The organism is Klebsiella sp. Ech2A (genome assembly GCF_030078455.1).
GTDB classification, from domain to species: Bacteria; Pseudomonadota; Gammaproteobacteria; order Enterobacterales; family Enterobacteriaceae; genus Klebsiella; species Klebsiella terrigena.
Genome location: NZ_JAQGFU010000097.1, coordinates 1 through 17,496, shown reverse-complemented (window position 1 = coordinate 17,496; position 17,496 = coordinate 1). Strand labels below are relative to the sequence as shown.

Sequence of the window (17,496 nt, the reverse complement as noted above, 5' to 3'; positions counted from 1 at the left end):
GGATCAGCCAGCGGCTGGCGAAGGTCGGCAGCGCGGCGATCTCGAGGCTGCGGCAGCCGTCGGCCATTCCCGTTAAGTACTGGGTGTCCCGGTCGAGGCGCTCAAGCGTCTCGCGCACCCGGTGGGCATAGCGCGCACCGTTGGGGTTCAGCCGTACGCGGGTGCCGGTGCGGTCGAACAATCGGCAGTTCAGCAGGGCTTCAAGTCGCCCAATCTGCCGGCTGATGGCACCTTCGGTCAGGGAGAGCTCCTCCGCGGCGCGGGCAAAATTACCGTGCCTTGCCGCCGCGTCAAACGCCTGTAACGACGCGCTGCTGGGCAGTTTTCTTCGCATGATTACGCCCCTGGATATGAGTACGCTCAGTGACGAAATGTCACTACACGATGAGATAATATCGATTCAGGCGGCTAAATACAGCCAGTAACATGATGAAATATCAGCAATGCGCTGTTCACCTTCATGCAGAGGCCCGTTTATGCTTTATACCGTTGAATGCACCTATACCGACCCGATCAGCGAAGCCGAATGGAATGATTTTTACACCCGGGTGAAGCTACCGGCGCTGCTGAGCGTTGACGGCTTCAGCACCTCCCAGCGCTTCAGGGCCCTCACCCCGGGCTGTCCGGCGTGGCTGGCCATTCACACCGTTCGCGACGCCGCGGTCCTCACGGGCGCGGAGTACCGCCTCAAGGGCGGCGGCAGCTTTGCGCAGTGGCAGGCCAACATCGGCGACTGGCGACGCGGTCTTTATCAGTGCGCGGAGCCGGCTCCGGCGGTGTCTGCAGAGCAGATCCTGCTGCTCGCCGCGCGGCCCCTCGATGTTCTTGACCGCGAGCTGGGCTACCGGCCGTGGCGGCTGCGGGCCGCCGGTCTGGATAGCGCCCCTGAAGGCCGGCTGGCGTACGTCATTCCGCCAGACAAGGCCCGCCTGCTCGCCGCTACCGCCGACATCTGCCTGTACCAGCCGCTAACCGACCAGCTGTATCCCCACCAGGGAGGCGTTCATGAGCATAATTAACGCCATCAGCCGTCGGGTTGGCGATTATCGGGTGACCGCGCTAAGCGACGGGAATATGTCCGTCAGCCTCGGCATCCTCTCCGGCATTGATCCGGCAGAAGCCGATGAAAGGCAGCGCGCGGCCGGAATAGCCGACCCGCAGACGCTGAATATCAACGCCTATCTGATCCGCGGCCGGGGACGCACAATCCTCGTCGATGCCGGCACCGGCGGGCGGAATAACGCCGGAGGTGAGCTTCCAGAGCGCCTTCGCCAGCTGGGCATCGTGCCCGCCGACGTCGATACGATCCTGCTGACCCACGGCCACCCCGACCATATTGGCGGGCTGCTCGATGCCGACGGCGAGGCCGTCTATAAAAACGCCCGGCTGCATCTGCACACCCGCGAGGTCGCATACTGGCAGGATGACGCCCTGTTCATGCGGGCCAGCGAGCGGGTTCAGGGCAATTTCACGCTGTTTCGCCGTACCCTTGCGGCCTATGAGGCGCGGGTCAACCTGCTAACGGACGATGAGGTACTCCCCGGCATTCGCCCGGTCTGGCTGCCCGGGCACACGCCGGGTCACAGCGGGTTTCGTATCGCTGCCTGGGATAAGCCCCTGCTGATCTGGGGCGACATTGTACATTTTCCGCACATTCAGTCGGCCCTGCCGGCCGTCGCCATCGCCTTTGACGCCGACCCCGCCGAGGCGGCAGAGACCCGGAGACGTATTCTGGCGCAGGCGGCCAGCGAGCAGTGGCTGATTGCCGGCATGCACCTCGCCAGCGCCGGCTTTGCCCGGCTTAAGGCCGTCGACGGCGGTTACCGAATGGTCTATCAGCAGGCCTGAAAATCGGGCGACCTTCTGCCCGGCCTCGTTTTTATTAAGTAAAGAAACCATTCGTTATATATTGACATACATAGCGAATGGCCCTATCTTTTTGTCATACAAATAAAAACCGTACCCTTCAGACAGAGGCGAGATCTTTCTCGCCTCATTCCGTTTTCATTCGTCTGAAATTAACTCAATGCGCTCATATAAACTCGTTCTATTAACCGGGATGATCCCCTGTTCCTCTCTGCTGATGACCCTGCCGCTTCAGGCCGCAGAAACCATGGTCGTCACCGCTGCTACACCGACCGAAACGCTGGATAACGCCACGCCCGCCGCCGAACAGCAGGCGACGCTTGGCAGCCTCGGCAAACGCAGGCTGATTGACGTCCCGTGGTCGGTACAGACCCTGTCGGATTCGCTCACCCGCCAGGTGCAGGCCGGCAGCGTGAAGGATATCTATCGCTACCTGCCCTCGGTTCAGGGCGACGGCGTTCGTCCGCAGACCCGCGGCATGCAGGGCAGCGTGGTGCAGAACAGCACCATCGACGGGCTGAACGTGGTCTCCACCACCGAGTACCCGGCCGAGCAGTTTCAGCGCGTTGAGGTCCTGAGCGGGATGGCCGGCGCGCTGTATGGCCCGGCAAACCCGGCGGGCATGTTTAACCTCGTCTCTAAGCGCGCCACCGACGTGCCGCTGCGGCGGGTCACGGGGGGCGGCGGAACCGGCTCCGGCGCCAACGCCGCGCTGGATCTCAGCGGCCCGCTGGACGCCGGTGACCGGGTAAAATATCGCCTGAACCTGATGAGCCAGGACGGCAACGGCTACACCCACGGCAGCCGTCAACGCAACCAGTACGCGGGTCTGGCGCTCGATTTTCAGCTCACCGACCAGACGGTTCTCGAGAGCAATTTTAGCTACTATCACTTTTATCAAAAGGGGCTGCCCGGCTCCTTTGCTTTAGCCAAAGGCACCCGTTTCCCGTCGCCGCTTGATCCGACCAAAAGCAAGTACGGCCAGTATTACGCCGGCAACGACGACGCCACGACCACCGGCAGCCTGCATATCAAACACGACTTTGACGGCAACTGGCTGCTGGACGTTGGCGTCCTGCGCCAGATTGCGGATCGCGAATCCACCACCGTCACCAACACCTTAACCGATAATAACGGCAGCTATACCACCACCACCTCAAACTCCGCCGCCAGCCGCTTTACCATCAATAGCTATCTCGCCAACCTGACCGGCAGCGTTGACACCGGCTGGCTGCAGCATGACCTGGCGATGGGGGTACGCGGCTTCGTGTGGAAGAACTACAACCCCCGCGATGGCGGGACGCAAAAGCTCGGCAGCTCGACCCTCGACGACAGCCCTGACTACGAGCGCCCGGATTATCCGGACTTCACCGATCGCTATCATTCAGCGACCACCACCCAGCACGTCTTTCTGCTCAACGATACCCTGACCTTCAGCCCGCAGTGGAGCCTGCTGCTCTCCGGCAGCGAAAGCCTGTTTACCGTCGACAACTACGGCAAGAGCAGCCAGCGCAGCAGCAGCCACGATGACCGCGGTACCAGCGGATCCGCAAGCCTGATGTATAAGCCGGTCGATAATCTGACGCTCTATACCACCTGGGCCAACAGCATGCAGCAGGGCGACACCGCCCCGGCCGGCGCCAATAACGCCGGCGAGGTTCTCAGTCCCTACCGCAGCCGCCAGCTTGAAGCCGGGGCCAAGTACGCGGTGCATAACGATCTGCTGCTCACCGCAGCGCTGTTCCAGGCCGAGCGCCCGTTTGCCTACACCAACGACAGCGGTGATTTCGCCGAAGACGGAACGCAAAAAAACCGCGGGCTGGAGCTGATGGCCGATGGCCGCATCACGCCCGCTCTGCGCGTGTTCGGCGGCGGCACCTGGCTCGACCCGCGTCTGCACAATACCGCCAGCGCCAGCGCTGACGGCAAACAGGTGGTCGGCCTGCCTCGCTTCACCGCCAATATGCTGGTGATTTACAGCATCGATGCGCTTCCGGGGCTGGACATGAACAGCAACGTTCGCTACGTCGGCCGCCGAGCCACCGATAGCGCCAACGACGGCTGGGTCGGCAGCTATACCACGGTGGATATCGGCAGCAACTATCGCACCCGGCTGTTCGGGACCGACACCACCTTCCGGTTAGCAGTCACTAACGTGACCAACCGCCGCTACTGGACCAATATCGTTCCGGGCGCCCTTACCGGCTACACCGGCGCCGGCTACGCCAGCGCGCAGCTCGGCGCGCCGCGCGAAGCGACGGCCTCGGTACAGTTTGATTTCTAAGGATCATAATGAAAAAAATCGCTGCCGCTGTACTCTGCGCCTGGCTCGCGTTTCCGGCTCTCGCCAGCCGCCAGCTGACGGACGATGCCGGACGTAGCGTCACGCTGCCGGATCGCGTTGATCGTATCGCCGAGGGGTGGTTTGCCCACCACTCGCTGCTGATGACCCTCGGCGCGGGCGATACCATCGTCGCGACGGTAAATCGACCGGACAGCCGCCCGTGGATGTTTCACCTCACTCCCCGCCTCAACCAGGCGCTTATCAGCCGCGGCCCGCACTTCACCAGCGAGGCGCTGCTGGCGCGCGGGGCCGAGGTGGTGTTTGTCGCCCGGGGCAACGGCGATGCCGAAGCGTATCACCAAGCCGGTCTGCCGGTCATGGAGATGAGCTTTACCGATTACCCGTCGCTGGCGCGTTCCGTCACCACCACCGCCGAGGTGCTCGGGACGCCGCAGGCGCTGGCCAGAGCCGAGGCCTACAACCGCTATTTACAGCAGGCTATCGCACGTATCGGCCAGCGCACCGCCGCGCTGACCGACGCCGAACGCCCGCGCGTGCTGCATATCCAGTCGCTGAAGCCGCTGAAGGTCGACGGCGGCCATACGCTGATCGACACCTGGATCCGCCTGGCCGGCGGGCAGAACGCGGCCGTCGGGATCGAAGGCAATATGCAGGAGATTTCGCCGGAAAAGGTGCTCGCCTGGCAGCCGGATGTGATTATCCTTGGCGCGGGCTGCGGTGATTTAGCCCACTCCGCCTATCGTGACCTCTTCTCCACCCTGCGGGCGGTCAAAAATCACCGGGTGCTGCAAAACCCGGCGGGGGTTTTCCCCTGGGATCGCTACGGGACCGAAAGCGCGCTGCAAATTCAGTGGGCGGCAAAGCAGCTCCAGCCTCAGCGCTTCGCCGATATTGATATGCTCGCGGTCACCCGCGACTTTTATCAGCGCTTTTTTGACTATCCGCTGAGCGAAGCTGAGGCCAGCAGAATACTGCAGGCGCTCCCTCCGCAGCGAGAGGACGCAAAATAGGCCACAGCGCCGGGGAAAGAAAGGTCACGCATTGGCAAATGCGTGACCTCAGCGTGCCCCCAGGCTTATTTTCAGCGCTACTATCCCCTTAACGAGCCGGGAACTTGTCTTAATGCGCGTATACCAAACTTACGTGAGGGGGAATTCTTTATGAGCGTGCCGCAAACAAAATCTGAATTACTGAGCGCTATCGATAAAAACTTCGACAAATTAATCGGCTACCTGCATGCCATACCGGCAGAGCTTACCGCAGAGCGCGCAATGGATGGGCACGCCAAAGGCAGCCAGATGAGCGTTCATGACCTCGTTTCGTACCTGCTGGGATGGAATGCGCTGGTCGTAAAATGGATCGTTTCTGATGCAAAAGGGCTCGCCGTCGATTTTCCGGAGACCGGCTATAAATGGAATCAGCTTGGCCTTCTGGCGCAAAAATTTTACTCAGACTACAGGGAGTTAAGCTACGGCTCGCTAATCGCTGAGCTGCAGACGGTAAAAAATGAGATAGTCCAGCTGATTGACGAGCGCAGCGATGACATGTTGTACGCTAAACCCTGGTACACAAAATGGACGATGGGGCGAATGATCTCGTTTAACACGTCCTCACCTTATGCGAATGCCTGCGGACGCTTAAGAAAGTGGGCGAAAGAGAGCGATATCCGCTTAAAGTAAACGCCTGGACGCAATGAGTGTGGATGCGTCATCCCCCGTCCGCCGCCGGTGGCGTTTACGCCGGGCGTCATCGATAACGGCATCGGTAACGACGTTGATAACGACATCGATACGCTTCGCGACGCCGTACCCCTATCCCATCTTCTCCACCCGAACCCGATCCTGCGGCCCGTTAGTCATTTCATTCAAATCCGCGCCGCCCGATCGCGAAAAACCAGCGTATTCCCCAACCTCTGAGAAAATTAACCAGATATCCATCTGAAGAATGGATATAGAGCGGGCGATTAAAAATTTAATACTATTAACAATCAATTAACATTAGCAGGCAAACATTTTATCTGAGGAAAATAATAATATGTCTACCACCCACGTTCTGGGGGATGCGCCCTTTGCCCCCGCAGGACAGCCCCACCCCAGCCTGACCAGCCGCATCGATGCCCTGCCTGCCTCCTTCGGCCTGTGGTCGTTTATCACCCTGCTGGCGCTCGGTGGTTTCTTTGAGCTGTACGATCTTTTTCAGACCGGGTACATCAGCACCGGCCTGCTGGCGGAGAATATCTTTCACGTCGGCGAGCAGGGCATTTTCGGCATATCGGATCAGGCCGCCTTCGCCTCGGCGACCTTTTTCGGCCTGTTTATCGGCGCCAGCCTCCTCGCGCCGCTGGCGGATAAGCTCGGCCGCCGCCTGACCTTTATGTTTGCGCTCGCCTGGTACGGCATATTCTCGCTGCTGATGGCCTTTCAGAGCAGCGCGGAGGGGGTTATTTTCTTCCGCTTCCTCGTCGGCATTGGCCTGGGAATTGAGCTGGTCACCAGCGGTACCTACTTAAGCGAATGGGTTCCCACCCACCTGCGCAACAAAGCCTTCGCCTTTGCCTTTTTCATTCAGTTTCTCTCGGTGCCCGCCGTAGCGCTGATGTCATGGATGCTGGTACCCATCACCCTGTTCGGCCTGAGCGGCTGGCGCTGGGTCATTATCTTCGGCGCGCTCTGCTCGCTGGTTATCTGGGTCATCCGCAAGAAGCTGCCGGAATCGGCCCGCTGGCTGGAAGTCAAAGGCCGCAACGACGACGCCCATGCGGTGATGTGTGAGATGGAGCAGCGCTGCGGTATTGCCCCCTCGCCGCAGCACCGCACGGAGGCCGGGACCGAGAAAACGCAGACCGGCACCTTTAAGGAGATTTGGGCGCCGGAGTATCGCAAACGCACCATCATGCTGATGGTCATGAACTTCTTCCAGGCGATCGGCTTTTTTGGCTTCGGCAACTGGCTGCCGGCGCTGCTGTCGGGCCAGGGCGCGAGCATCACCCACAGCCTGCTGTACGCCTTTTTCATTACCCTCGCCTATCCGATTGGCTGCCTGTTCTGCACCCGCTTTGTTCACCGCTTCGAGAACAAATGGCAGATCGTGCTCTCCGCGCTGATGACGGTGGTGTTCGGCACCCTTTTCGCCCTGCAGAATAGTCCGGTGATGCTGGTTATCTGCGGCTTTATGATCACCTGGTCCAACGCCTGGCTGACCATCAGCTATCACGCCTATCAGGCCGAGGTGTTCCCGACCCACATTCGCGCCCGGGCGGTCGGCTTCTGCTATTCGTTCAGCCGCCTCTCGACGGCCATCACCAGCATTCTGATCGGCATCATTCTGCAGTACGCCGGTGCGCCGGGAGTGATTAGCTTTATCGTGGCCAGCATGCTGATGGTGATGCTCTCGGTCGGTATTTTTGGGCCGAAAACCCGCGGTATCAGCCTCGAAAAAATCTAGCCATACGCCTTGCCGCCGGGACGCTTCCGGCGGCAACGGCAAGCCTGTGTCTTGATTGATAAAACCTCGGTCACCAATATAATAAAAACAATACATTCATGGACCTGATAAATATGAATGGCAGAACGGATAATTAACGCTATTCATTGATCGCTATTTTTTCACGTGCTATAGATGTCCAATGAATTATTTATGGCTCAAGCCCGATGCTTAAAAAATCAAGACTCATTATACGATTACTTATTACGCTATTAATAGCTGGCTCGGCTGAGTCAGTCAGCGCGAAGATTGAATTACCTGATGCGGTAAAAACGATCGCCAGCACGCAGTATTTTTCCACCGGTTATAACGGCTTTATCGCGCATAAAAGCGCCGGCGAGCAGGCGTTAAGAACGGTTGCCTCATCTCCGGACGCTACGGGGAAGCTGCTCGAGATCGCTCGTTCCCCATCAACAACGCTGGCAGGCAGGCTGTATGCAGCCTGCGGTTTAAAACAGCAAGAATATAACGACATGGATATCATCTTCACGCCGTTCTTTCATTTTACCGTTTCGGTGCTGCGGGGTGATGTACTGACGCAAGAGTCGTTCCAGGATCTTTATGGCAGAATAGCCGCCTACGGCTGTAATTAATTACGCAACGGTTGTGCGATGATATGAATTAACGCCCCCATCTCCCCGAAGCGTTAATTCATACATTCTATTCTGCTAAAGAATTAGCCAAATATCGCCTGCGCGTCGGCGAAGCATTTTTCCGCCAGCGACGACACCGGCTCTTGATTGCGCATAATCAGCGCCAGCATCGAATCCACTGCCGTTTCGGCTATCGGGATAATCTCCAGGTTGTCGCTCAGCGCCTCCAGGCCGTTGTTGAGCGGCATAATGGCGCAGCAGATGCCCGCCTGCACCGCCTGTATGATCTGGAACGTGGAGTCGCTTTCAAAGACGTATTTCGGCGACAGCCCTTTGCCCTTAAAGCTCATTTCGATCGATTCGCGGTAGTACATCCCTTTGGTGAGAAAGCCGAGCGGCAATGCGGCCAGCGTATCCCAGTCGGGGATCCCCGCAGCGAACTGAAAGTGGCGCCTATCGTGCAGCAGCCCCATCCGGGTCGCCGGGAGCCACTGGACGTTGAAAAGCTGGCTATCGACGTGGTGCAGATAGCAGATCCCGAGGTCGAGCTGGTTACGGCTCACGCCGTCGATAATCTGCTCCGAGGTCAGCGACAGCAGGCTAAACTGCAGCTCGGGATACTTCTCGCTCAGGGGCTTAATCAGCTGCATCGGATTGAGGCTGGCCAGCGGCACCATGCCGACCCGCAGCTGGCCAACCATCTGCCCGCGGCAAATGGCCGCCTCCGCCTCCAGCCCGTCGTGGGCGGCGAGCAGCGCCCGCGCCCATGCCAGAATGCGTTCCCCTTCGGGGGTAAAGCCCTCGAAGCGCTGCCCGCGCTGGATCAGCACGAGATTCAGCTCCTCTTCCAGGCTGCGAATGCGCATCGAGAGCGTCGGCTGGGTGATATGACAGGCCGCCGCCGCCTGGCCAAAATGGCGGGTCCGATCGAGGGCGATCAGATACTTGAGTTGTTTTATATCCATGATTGATCCACGCTATTTGCGCCCGCGCACAAAGGTGCGCCGGCGCGATACAGAGCGCTAGTGTAGCGCAAATATGTTAGCTAAATGTTATTTTAAGGCCGGGAAATGCCAGCCGCCGGCGCCGCCAAGCGCGTCGCGCGCTTGATTTCAGGGCTGAGGCTGCCAGACTGGGTACAGGGCTATCGGTAAACGGAGGGGCAAGGTGAAGCGCTATGTACATCAGGTTCAGCAGCACAAAGTTCCGGTCGCCGGGCTCGAAGCGCTGTCGCTACTCACCGAGCACAGCTTCTCCCGCCACTCTCACGACCGGTTCGGCATCGGCGTTTTTACCCACGGCGCCCAGCGTTCGTGGAGCCATATCGGCAAAGTTGACGCCGCTGCCGGCAACGTCATTATGGTCAACCCCGGCGAGATTCACGACGGCGCGCCGCTGCACGGCCCTCGCGGCTGGCAGATGCTGTATATCGATCCCCTGCTGGTCGAACAGGCGCTCCCCGTGGGCTCAAAGGCGGAGGATATTATCCTGCGCCCGGTGGTTGAAGATCCTCGGCTGAATGGGCTGATGGCGCGCATGTTCAGCGAAATCCGCGCCGCGTCCCCCGACGGCGGCGCCGTAGAGGAAGCCTTTCTTCTCTGCCTGATGCAGATCTCCCGCCGCCACCTGCTGGTGAAGCCCCCGGTAGAGCCCGGCTCGCCGGGCATCGCTCTGGCAAAAGAGTATCTCGACGATGCGCCGGAAAATAAGATAACCCTCGAGCATCTCGCCGCGCTTTGCGGTATCAGCCGTTTCCAGCTGATACGCGGCTTCGCCCGCGCAACCGGCATCACCCCGCACGCCTATCTGATCCAGTCCCGCGTGCGTCTGGCCCGCCGGCTGCTGGCGGAGGGGAACAGCCTGGCCGAAGCGGCGCTGATGGCGGGCTTCGCCGATCAGAGCCACTTCACCCGCGCCTTCCTGAAACAGTTCGGGATGACGCCGGGATACTACCTCTCCGCGATCGGCTAGCCTGCCTGCAATTTTGTTCAATACGCGCCGGCTGCGCTGCGAAATACTCAGGCTCTTTCTCCCTAAACGAAGAGCATGCTATGTCGCTTATCACGCCTGAATTTCTTATCACCTCCCTGATCGTTGTCGTCGCCCCCGGCACCGGCGCGCTCTACACCATTGCTACCGGGCTCTCCGCCGGCAGCAGAATGAGCTACGCCGCCGCGCTGGGCTGCACGCTGGGGATTATTCCTCATATGCTGGCGGCGGTAACCGGGCTGGCTGCCGTTCTCCACGGCAGTCCGCTGGCGTTTGAGGGCGTGCGCTACCTTGGCGTCGCCTGGCTGCTGTATCTGGCGTGGATAACACTCAGGCAGCGCGGCTCGCTGCGCCTCGACGCGCCAGACACCGCGCGGAGCGCGGGTAAAATCATCGCTCACGCGGTATTGATAAACCTGCTTAATCCCAAGCTTCCGCTCTTTTTTCTGGCGTTTTTACCGCAGTTTATGCGCAGCGATTCCCCCTCGCCGACGGAAGATATGCTGCTGCTGAGCGCCATTTTCATGCTGATGACCCTGCTGGTGTTTATGCTCTATGGCGCCTTTTCCGCCGCCATGCGCCGCCACGTCCTCACCCGCCCGGCGATCCTTCGGGGTTTGAACCTGGCCTTTGCCGCGGGTTTTGTTGCGCTGGGCATCAGGCTTATTCTGACGCCGCGCTGATGCGGGGCCTCGCCGCCGGCGGCTGCCGACGACGAGGTGCAGGAGGCGTTAGCGTAGACCCGCGACGGGCAGGATCTCTTTCGAGCGCAGGGTCAGGCGAATCGGTACCGATTTGTAGGACGGCGTCCCGCTCTCTTGATCAAGATAGTTGAGCGGAACCAGAACGTTAGCCTCCGGGTAATAGGCGCCCACGGTGCCCGGCGCGATGCTGTAGGCCACTACCGTAATGTCCTCAAGACGCTGGTGGCTGTCCGGCAGCGCGGTACTGATATCCACCCGATCGCCGTGCTCCAGCCCCATATTTGCCATATCCTGCTCGTTCATAAACAGCACGTCGCGGCGGCCAAAGACGCCGCGATAGCGGTCATCGAGCGCATAAATCGTGGTGTTGTACTGGTCGTGGCTGCGCAGCGTCACCAGGCGCATCACGTCCTCCCCGTCCACCTGCACGTTTTCATGAACGCCGTGGAAAACCGAGAACATCGCTTTGCCCGTTGGCGTCGGCCAGACTCGCTCGGTGGGCGGCAGCGGCATGCGGAAGCCGCCCGGATGACGAATGCGCTGATTGTAGTTTTCAAAGCCGGGAACGGTACGCTCAATCAGCTCGCGGATGCGATCGTAGTTTGCCACCAGCGCCAGCCAGTCAACTTTGGTGTTCGCCAGCGTCGCCATCGCCATCCCGGCCACGATAGCCGGCTCGGAGAGCAGCTGCGGCGAGGCCGGCTTCAGCTTACCCGACGAGGCGTGGACCATCGACATCGAATCCTCAACGGTAATCGACTGACGGCCGCTTTCCTGGAGGTCGAGCTCGGTTCGTCCCAGACAGGGCAGAATATAGGTCTCTTTAGCCACCAGCAGATGCGAGCGGTTGAGCTTGGTACCAACGTGTACGCTCAGCTCCAGCCCCTGCATCGCCGGGAAGGCCTGCTGACGATCGGGCATGGCGACGGCAAAGTTGCCGCCGAGGCACAGCAGCGCCTTCGATTTCCCCGCAATCATCGCCTCCAGCGCCTTCACCGCATCGTGGCCATGCGCCTGCGGCGGAACAAAGCCGAACTCACGCTGCAGGCTGGCGAGGAAGCCGGCGCTCGGCTTTTCGGTGATCCCAACGGTGCGGTTGCCCTGCACGTTGGAGTGCCCGCGCAGCGGACAGATCCCGGCACCCGGTTTGCCAATATTGCCGCGCATCAGCAGCAGGTCGGCGATCAGGCGCACGTTTGAGGTGCCCTTGTTATGCTGGGTGATCCCCATGCCGTAGGTGACGATGGTGGCGTTGGATTTAGCATAGGCCGCGGCGACGCGCTGCAGGTCGTCGCGGGTCAGGCCCGATTCACGCTCGATGTCGTGCCAGCTGGTCAGGCGCAGATCGTCGGCAAAGGCGGGAAAGTTCTGCGTATGTTCGGCAATAAAAGCGCTGTCGAGGACATTATCCAGATCGTCATCCATCTCCAGCAGCGCCTTGGCAATGCCCTTCAGCGCCGCGGCGTCGCCGCCGGCCTTGACCTGGAAATAGGTTGAGGCGATGTTGGTTGAGCTGTAGGTCGCCATTTCGATCACGTTCTGCGGGTCGGCAAAACGCTCCAGCGCCCGCTCTTTTAGCGGATTGAGGACAATTATCGGCACCCCGCGCCGCGACAGCTCGTGCAGGGTTCCCATCATTCGCGGGTGGTTGGTTCCCGGGTTGTGGCCGATGGAAATGACCAGCTCGGTTTTGTCAAAATCATCCAGTGATACCGTCCCTTTACCAATGCCAATGGACTGCGGCAGCCCGACGCTGGTTGCCTCGTGGCACATATTGGAACAGTCCGGGAAGTTGTTGGTGCCCAGCTCGCGGGCGTAGAGCTGGAACAGATAAGCGGCTTCATTGGAGGCGCGGCCGGAGGTGTAAAATTCGACCTCATCCGGCTGCATGCCGCTGACAATCTCGCCGATTCGCGCAAAGGCGCGCTCCCAGGAGACCGGGCGCAGGGTGTCGCTGGCGCGATCGTAGACCAGCGGATCGGTTAAGCGACCGTAGCCCTCGAGCTCAAAATCGCTTTTCGCCAGCAGGGAGCTGACCGTATTGGCCGCCAGAAACTCGGCGGTAACGCGCTTGCTGGTCGCTTCCCAGGTCACCGCCTTGGCGCCATTCTCGCAAAACTGGAAGGTCGACTTGTGCTCTTTGTCCGGCCATGCGCAGCCCGGGCAGTCGAAACCGTCCGGCTGGTTGGTGCGCAGCAGCGTCGCCGGGGCATCGAGGGCATCCATCTGAGTGCGAACGGCGATGGCGGTGGCTTTCAGCGCGCCCCAGCCGCCGGCCGGGCCGTCATAGGGATGAACCCCCGGCACTGCGCGTCTTTTCTTGTTCATGCTAGCTCCTGAATGCACCGTCGATAAGCAGGTCAATGCGTGCGTCAGACCGCCTTATCAGAGCGATCGGCACTGTTTTTGGCCGCTCGCCGGTGCGGAGCGAATATCCGCCGCCGGCGAGGGTTTTGTTAACGAAATAATAACAATCGAGGCCGAAGCTGTATAATCAATGTTATCTATCACGCATTAGATTTAACTTATTTAACATTAGCAGCGCGGCGGGGATCAGGTCAGGTTGTAGTACCTGTCGGGCTGAATTTTTTCCGGCAGCGGATGCTGTCCGGTCATGTCCAGCAGATTGCGCTCGATGGTATTGCACATCGCGTTGAGCGGCAGATCGTTGGCGGCGACGCCGAACGGATCCTCCAGCTCTTCCGCCAGCGAATCCCATGACAAAAAGGTGTAGGAGATAAAGACCGAGACAAACGGCGTCATGTAGTGCAAATCGCCGACCAGCGCAAACGGCAGCAGCGTGCAGAACAGGTAGACGGTGCGTTGCAAAATCAGGGTGTAGGCAAAAGGCACCGGCGTGGTCGCTAAACGTTCGCAGCCGCCCAGCACGTGCGCCAGCTCATCCAGCTTATTGTCCATCAGGCCGTAGGTGATATCGCTGACCTTCCCCGCTTCGCGCAGCTGGCCTAGCTCATGCCCCACCAGCAGCAGGATCCGGTTAGTCGGCATCGAGCTGGCGATAATTTCCGCCACCGCATCGCGCGGCAGCAGGCGGTAAAGATCGGCGCTGGGATCGGTTTTTCGCAGCTGATGCTTCAGGCTCCAGCTAAAGGCAATCAGGTAGCTGGCTATTTTTTTATGTGTTTCTGCAGCGGCCGGCAGAATATTTTTCAGCTGCCGCATAAGCGTGCGCTCGGCAATTAATACCGTTCCCCACAGATTGCGCGCCTCGACGAAGCGGTTATAGCTTGCGCTGTTGCGAAAGCCGAGAAAGATCGCGATGGCGATACCCAGCAGGCTAAACGGCGCAACGGTTAAATGGATCCCCAGCTGCTCGTACCACTGGTAGCTAATAATCGCGATAATCGACATCAGCACGTTGAGCAGCAGGCGAAAGACGATTTTTGACAGCACCGAACCGTGCCAGTCAAACAGACGAAGGAACCAGTGTTGTTCTGGTCGGATAATCATTGTACTACTTCCTGATGAATGCCATTGAGCATGGCTTAATATTATCTATTACGCCACTGGCTTATTTTATTGAGCACTAACACGACAAGGCGTTAATTATCTACCACGCACCAGCGATGGATTAATGGCCGGCTGATTATGGTCTCTTTTTATTTACCCGGCAATATGCGGTCCCGGCTCCGGGCAATAATAAAACAGCGGCGCCGATAACCACTATATTAATCTGGTTAATGGTTATCGATTTACAAAACGCCGCCGTTCATCCGCCGCATCGCGCAGTGCCAGGCGCCGTTGCGCACCGAGGCGCGCAGCACGCGGGCAATGCCGTGCACCGCCAGCCGGGTGGCCTGCCGCTGCAGGGGGTTCATCCTGAGGGAGAGCATCTCCTGCGCCCAGGGCGGCAGCAGATCGACACCCGCGCGCATCATCAGCTGGCCCACGGGCTGGCTCAGCCGCCCGGGCAGGCGGGTAGCAAACAGCACCTGGGCTACCTCCTGCGTGCGTTCGTCGCAGCGCAGGCGCGGACGCATATCCTGCAAATACTCCGCCACCTGTCGCGGAGTGAGCGGAATATCCCGCGCGCCGAGGCGGCGGGCAATCTCTCCGGCCTCGGCGAAATACTGCGCCTGGCGCGCTTCGCTCACCACCGTTCGCCGGTAGCGCAAATGCGAAGCCATAAAGCTGCTGCACTCGGCCACGTGCACCCAGGTTAACAGCGCCGGATCGCTGGCTGCGTACGGCGTGCCGTCGCGGTCCTGCCCGCTAACCCGCAGATGGATCCCCCTGATCTTCGCGATCAGCCGCTCGGCGTCATCGGTGGTGCCAAAGGTGGTTGCAGAAATGAACTGGCTGGTGCGCCGCAGGCGGCCGAAGATGTCTTCGCGGAAGTTTGAGTGATCCCAGACGCCGGCCAGCGCCAGCGGGTGGAGCATCTGCAGAAGCAGCGCGCTGATGCCGCCGCAGAGCATTGAGGTAAAGTCGCCGTGCACCGCCCAGATAGCCGAGCGTGGGCCAAACAGCCCGGGCTCGCCGAGCGGGCGTTCAAAATCAATCTCTTTTAGCGCCATGCCGGTTAAACCCAATACCTGCGCTTCAATCATACCGCGTATGCTGGTCATTACTGTGCCTGCTCCTTTTCGTCACAGGCAAAACATACCATTAATTGACGGCGGACTCATTTGCCGGCAGCGGCTTTTAGGCACAATGCGCGGTGCCCGCAGGCTGCGGGCACGCGGTGGCGTAAAGCCGGGAATAGCACAGGGATGGGCGTTTACGGATTGAGCTTATATTCCAGGCTCACTTCGGCATTGAGCACCTGCGAAACCGGGCAGCCCGCTTTCGCTTTGTGAATGATGCTTTCAAACGCCGCATCGGCGATGCCCGGCAGCACGATCTCGCTCTGGAGCGCCACCTTAGTGATGGCGAAGCCGCTGGCGGATTTATCGAGGGTCACCACGGCCACCGTATCAATCGAGGTTGGCGTATACCCTTCTTCCCCCAGCATCAGCGAGAGCGCCATCGAGAAGCAGGCCGCATGGGCCGCGCCGATGAGCTCTTCCGGGTTGGTGCCCTTCACGCCTTCAAAGCGGGTGTTGAAGCCATAAGGTTGCTGGTTCAGCGCCCCGCTCTCCGTTGAGACGGTTCCTTTACCGCTTTTCAGATCCCCTTCCCAGTGCGCTTGACCTTTCTTATGAATTGCCATGGATTCGCTCCTTTTTTGACGTTAAAGGAGTAAGTATAGGAGCGGATAGCGGATTCGGCCTGCACCATTTACCCCGGGAGGTGATTTTGCCCCGCTACCCGGCGTCGATATTTTTACTCATATTGATACCGGTGACCCCAAAGCCGCTGGCCTCGTACAGGCAGCGGGCGCGCGCGTTATCCCCGGCGACCCGCAGCTTTATCTGCGCAAAACCCTGCTGCCGGAGATCGTTTTCCAGCGCCGCCATCGCCCGTTTGCCCAGCCCCTTCCCCTGACTGTCGGGGTGAATATAGAAGTCGCAAATAAAGGCGGAGCGCATTTTGGCGTCCGGCTTGTACCACAGGTAGCCAACCTGCCGCTCCGCGTCGCCGACGCGTTCAATCAGGCAGAGTAAAACCTGGCCCGGCGTGCCCGCGCCTTCGGGGAGGCTCTCGGCAATCTCCTGCTGCGCCTGGGCGCGGGCGGCCGGAGCGGCAAGGCCATAGTTATCCGCAATTTCAACGGCGTAATCGGGGATAAAATAGGCGAGCCAGGCCGCATAGTCGGCCTCCTGCATCGGTCTGAATATCATCATCGTTCCATTCCTTGAGTGAAGCGTTTAACGGCTGCTAGCCGTTAGCAGGCAGCGCCAGCCGCTGCTGTATATCGTCGAGAAACAGCGGCAGCGCGCTGGGCTGGTAGTCGCGCGAGAGGTAGAGGCCAAAAACGCTCAGCGGCTTCGGCGTCCAGCCCGGCAGTATCGGCTGCAGCGCCCCGCTGCTCAGCGCGCGCTGCGCCTCAAGTTCGGGGAGCATCGCGATGCCGCAGCCGGCCACCGCGGCCTCCAGCAGCAGGGAGGAGATCCCGGCGCTTAAGTTTCCCGCTACCGCCACCGCCGCGCTCTCCCCCTCGGGGGAGATAAACTGCCAGGTCTGGGTGGCGAAATGGCTGTAATGCAGGCAGTTGTGCTGGCTCAGGTCGTCGGGGGTCTGCGGCTGTCCGTTCAGCTGCAGCCAGCGCGGCGAGGCGCAGAGCACCGACCGGCAGACTCCCAGCCGGCGGGCGATGGCCCCCGGCTCCGGGTTATCGGTAATGCGGATTGCCACGTCGATGCGTTCGCCGATCAGGCTGACCGGATGGTTGTTGATATCCAGCTCAAGACGCAGCTGCGGATAGCGAGCGAGAAAATCTGGCAGCAGCGGCGAAATAAGCTGCATCGCCGTAAAGTGGGCGCAGGCCACCCGCAGCGTACCGCTGGGCACCGCCCGCTCGGTTTGCCCGGCAATTTCGTCCGACAGCTGCGTCAGGCTGCGCGTCTTTTGCAGCACCTTCTCCCCGGCGGCGGTGAGCGTTAGCCGGCGCGTAGAGCGGTGGATCAGGCGGCTGCCGGCCCAGTGCTCCATC

At 60.2% G+C, this 17,496-nt stretch carries 17 protein-coding genes; 9 read left to right on the top strand and 8 right to left on the bottom strand.

Translation table 11 applies throughout. The features are described 5' to 3' along the window. The coding region (locus PFH44_RS16935; RefSeq protein ID WP_283825603.1) for a LysR family transcriptional regulator at positions 1 to 334 on the bottom strand (334 nt) is incomplete at its 3' end. Positions 335 to 476: 142 nt separating this feature from the next. Between PFH44_RS16935 and PFH44_RS16930 the strand changes: the two genes are divergently transcribed. The 7 genes from PFH44_RS16930 (at position 477) to PFH44_RS16900 (ending at position 8,247) form a co-directional block, all read left to right on the top strand. Beyond that, positions 477 to 1,019 (top strand): sugar ABC transporter, encoded by a 543-nt coding sequence (locus PFH44_RS16930; protein WP_283825602.1) that lies wholly within the window; start codon positions 477 to 479, stop codon positions 1,017 to 1,019. Continuing rightward, positions 1,006 to 1,848: an MBL fold metallo-hydrolase gene (locus PFH44_RS16925; RefSeq protein ID WP_283825601.1), complete on the top strand. Its 843-nt coding sequence runs from the start codon at positions 1,006 to 1,008 to the stop codon at positions 1,846 to 1,848. The genes PFH44_RS16930 and PFH44_RS16925 overlap by 14 nt, the downstream gene beginning before the upstream one ends. A gap of 178 nt (positions 1,849 to 2,026) precedes the next feature. Continuing rightward, complete coding sequence (locus PFH44_RS16920) at positions 2,027 to 4,150, top strand: TonB-dependent receptor (protein ID WP_283825600.1); 2,124 nt, start codon at positions 2,027 to 2,029, stop codon at positions 4,148 to 4,150. An 8-nt stretch (positions 4,151 to 4,158) separates the two neighbouring features. After that, positions 4,159 to 5,181 (top strand): ABC transporter substrate-binding protein, encoded by a 1,023-nt coding sequence (locus tag PFH44_RS16915; RefSeq protein ID WP_283825599.1) that lies wholly within the window; start codon positions 4,159 to 4,161, stop codon positions 5,179 to 5,181. Between the two features lie 150 nt (positions 5,182 to 5,331). Next, complete coding sequence (locus tag PFH44_RS16910) at positions 5,332 to 5,850, top strand: ClbS/DfsB family four-helix bundle protein (protein ID WP_283825598.1); 519 nt, start codon at positions 5,332 to 5,334, stop codon at positions 5,848 to 5,850. 355 nt (positions 5,851 to 6,205) lie between these two features. Next, positions 6,206 to 7,615 carry an MFS transporter gene (locus PFH44_RS16905; protein WP_283825597.1) on the top strand — a complete coding sequence of 470 codons (1,410 nt, stop codon included), beginning with the start codon at positions 6,206 to 6,208 and terminating at the stop codon, positions 7,613 to 7,615. A 206-nt stretch (positions 7,616 to 7,821) separates the two neighbouring features. Beyond that, the gene (locus tag PFH44_RS16900; protein WP_283825596.1) at positions 7,822 to 8,247 is read left to right on the top strand and encodes a hypothetical protein; all 426 of its coding nucleotides are present in this window, start codon (positions 7,822 to 7,824) and stop codon (positions 8,245 to 8,247) included. A gap of 83 nt (positions 8,248 to 8,330) precedes the next feature. On the opposite strand, the gene PFH44_RS16895 is transcribed toward PFH44_RS16900, so the two are convergent. After that, positions 8,331 to 9,212 (bottom strand): LysR family transcriptional regulator, encoded by an 882-nt coding sequence (locus PFH44_RS16895; RefSeq protein WP_045855311.1) that lies wholly within the window; start codon positions 9,210 to 9,212, stop codon positions 8,331 to 8,333. A gap of 202 nt (positions 9,213 to 9,414) precedes the next feature. Here PFH44_RS16895 and PFH44_RS16890 point away from each other — a divergent pair, with 202 nt between their 5' ends. Both PFH44_RS16890 and PFH44_RS16885 read left to right on the top strand, forming a co-directional pair. Beyond that, positions 9,415 to 10,218, top strand: a complete 804-nt coding sequence (locus PFH44_RS16890) for a helix-turn-helix transcriptional regulator (protein ID WP_283825595.1) — start codon at positions 9,415 to 9,417, stop codon at positions 10,216 to 10,218. An 80-nt stretch (positions 10,219 to 10,298) separates the two neighbouring features. Beyond that, on the top strand, positions 10,299 to 10,919 hold the full coding sequence (locus PFH44_RS16885; RefSeq protein WP_283825594.1) for a LysE family translocator: 621 nt from the start codon (positions 10,299 to 10,301) through the stop codon (positions 10,917 to 10,919). A gap of 48 nt (positions 10,920 to 10,967) precedes the next feature. On the opposite strand, the gene PFH44_RS16880 is transcribed toward PFH44_RS16885, so the two are convergent. The 6 genes from PFH44_RS16880 to PFH44_RS16855 form a co-directional block, all read right to left on the bottom strand. After that, on the bottom strand, positions 10,968 to 13,268 hold the full coding sequence (locus PFH44_RS16880) for an FdhF/YdeP family oxidoreductase (RefSeq protein WP_283825593.1): 2,301 nt from the start codon (positions 13,266 to 13,268) through the stop codon (positions 10,968 to 10,970). A 225-nt stretch (positions 13,269 to 13,493) separates the two neighbouring features. Beyond that, on the bottom strand, positions 13,494 to 14,411 hold the full coding sequence (locus tag PFH44_RS16875; protein WP_045855308.1) for a bestrophin family protein: 918 nt from the start codon (positions 14,409 to 14,411) through the stop codon (positions 13,494 to 13,496). Between the two features lie 242 nt (positions 14,412 to 14,653). Beyond that, positions 14,654 to 15,529 (bottom strand): oxygenase MpaB family protein, encoded by an 876-nt coding sequence (locus tag PFH44_RS16870; protein WP_045855307.1) that lies wholly within the window; start codon positions 15,527 to 15,529, stop codon positions 14,654 to 14,656. 152 nt (positions 15,530 to 15,681) lie between these two features. Next, positions 15,682 to 16,113, bottom strand: a complete 432-nt coding sequence (locus PFH44_RS16865; RefSeq protein WP_045855306.1) for an OsmC family protein — start codon at positions 16,111 to 16,113, stop codon at positions 15,682 to 15,684. Between the two features lie 94 nt (positions 16,114 to 16,207). Next, positions 16,208 to 16,687: a GNAT family N-acetyltransferase gene (locus PFH44_RS16860; RefSeq protein ID WP_283825592.1), complete on the bottom strand. Its 480-nt coding sequence runs from the start codon at positions 16,685 to 16,687 to the stop codon at positions 16,208 to 16,210. Between the two features lie 34 nt (positions 16,688 to 16,721). Then, on the bottom strand, positions 16,722 to 17,496 hold a 775-nt coding region (locus PFH44_RS16855), incomplete at its 5' end, for a LysR family transcriptional regulator (RefSeq protein WP_283825591.1).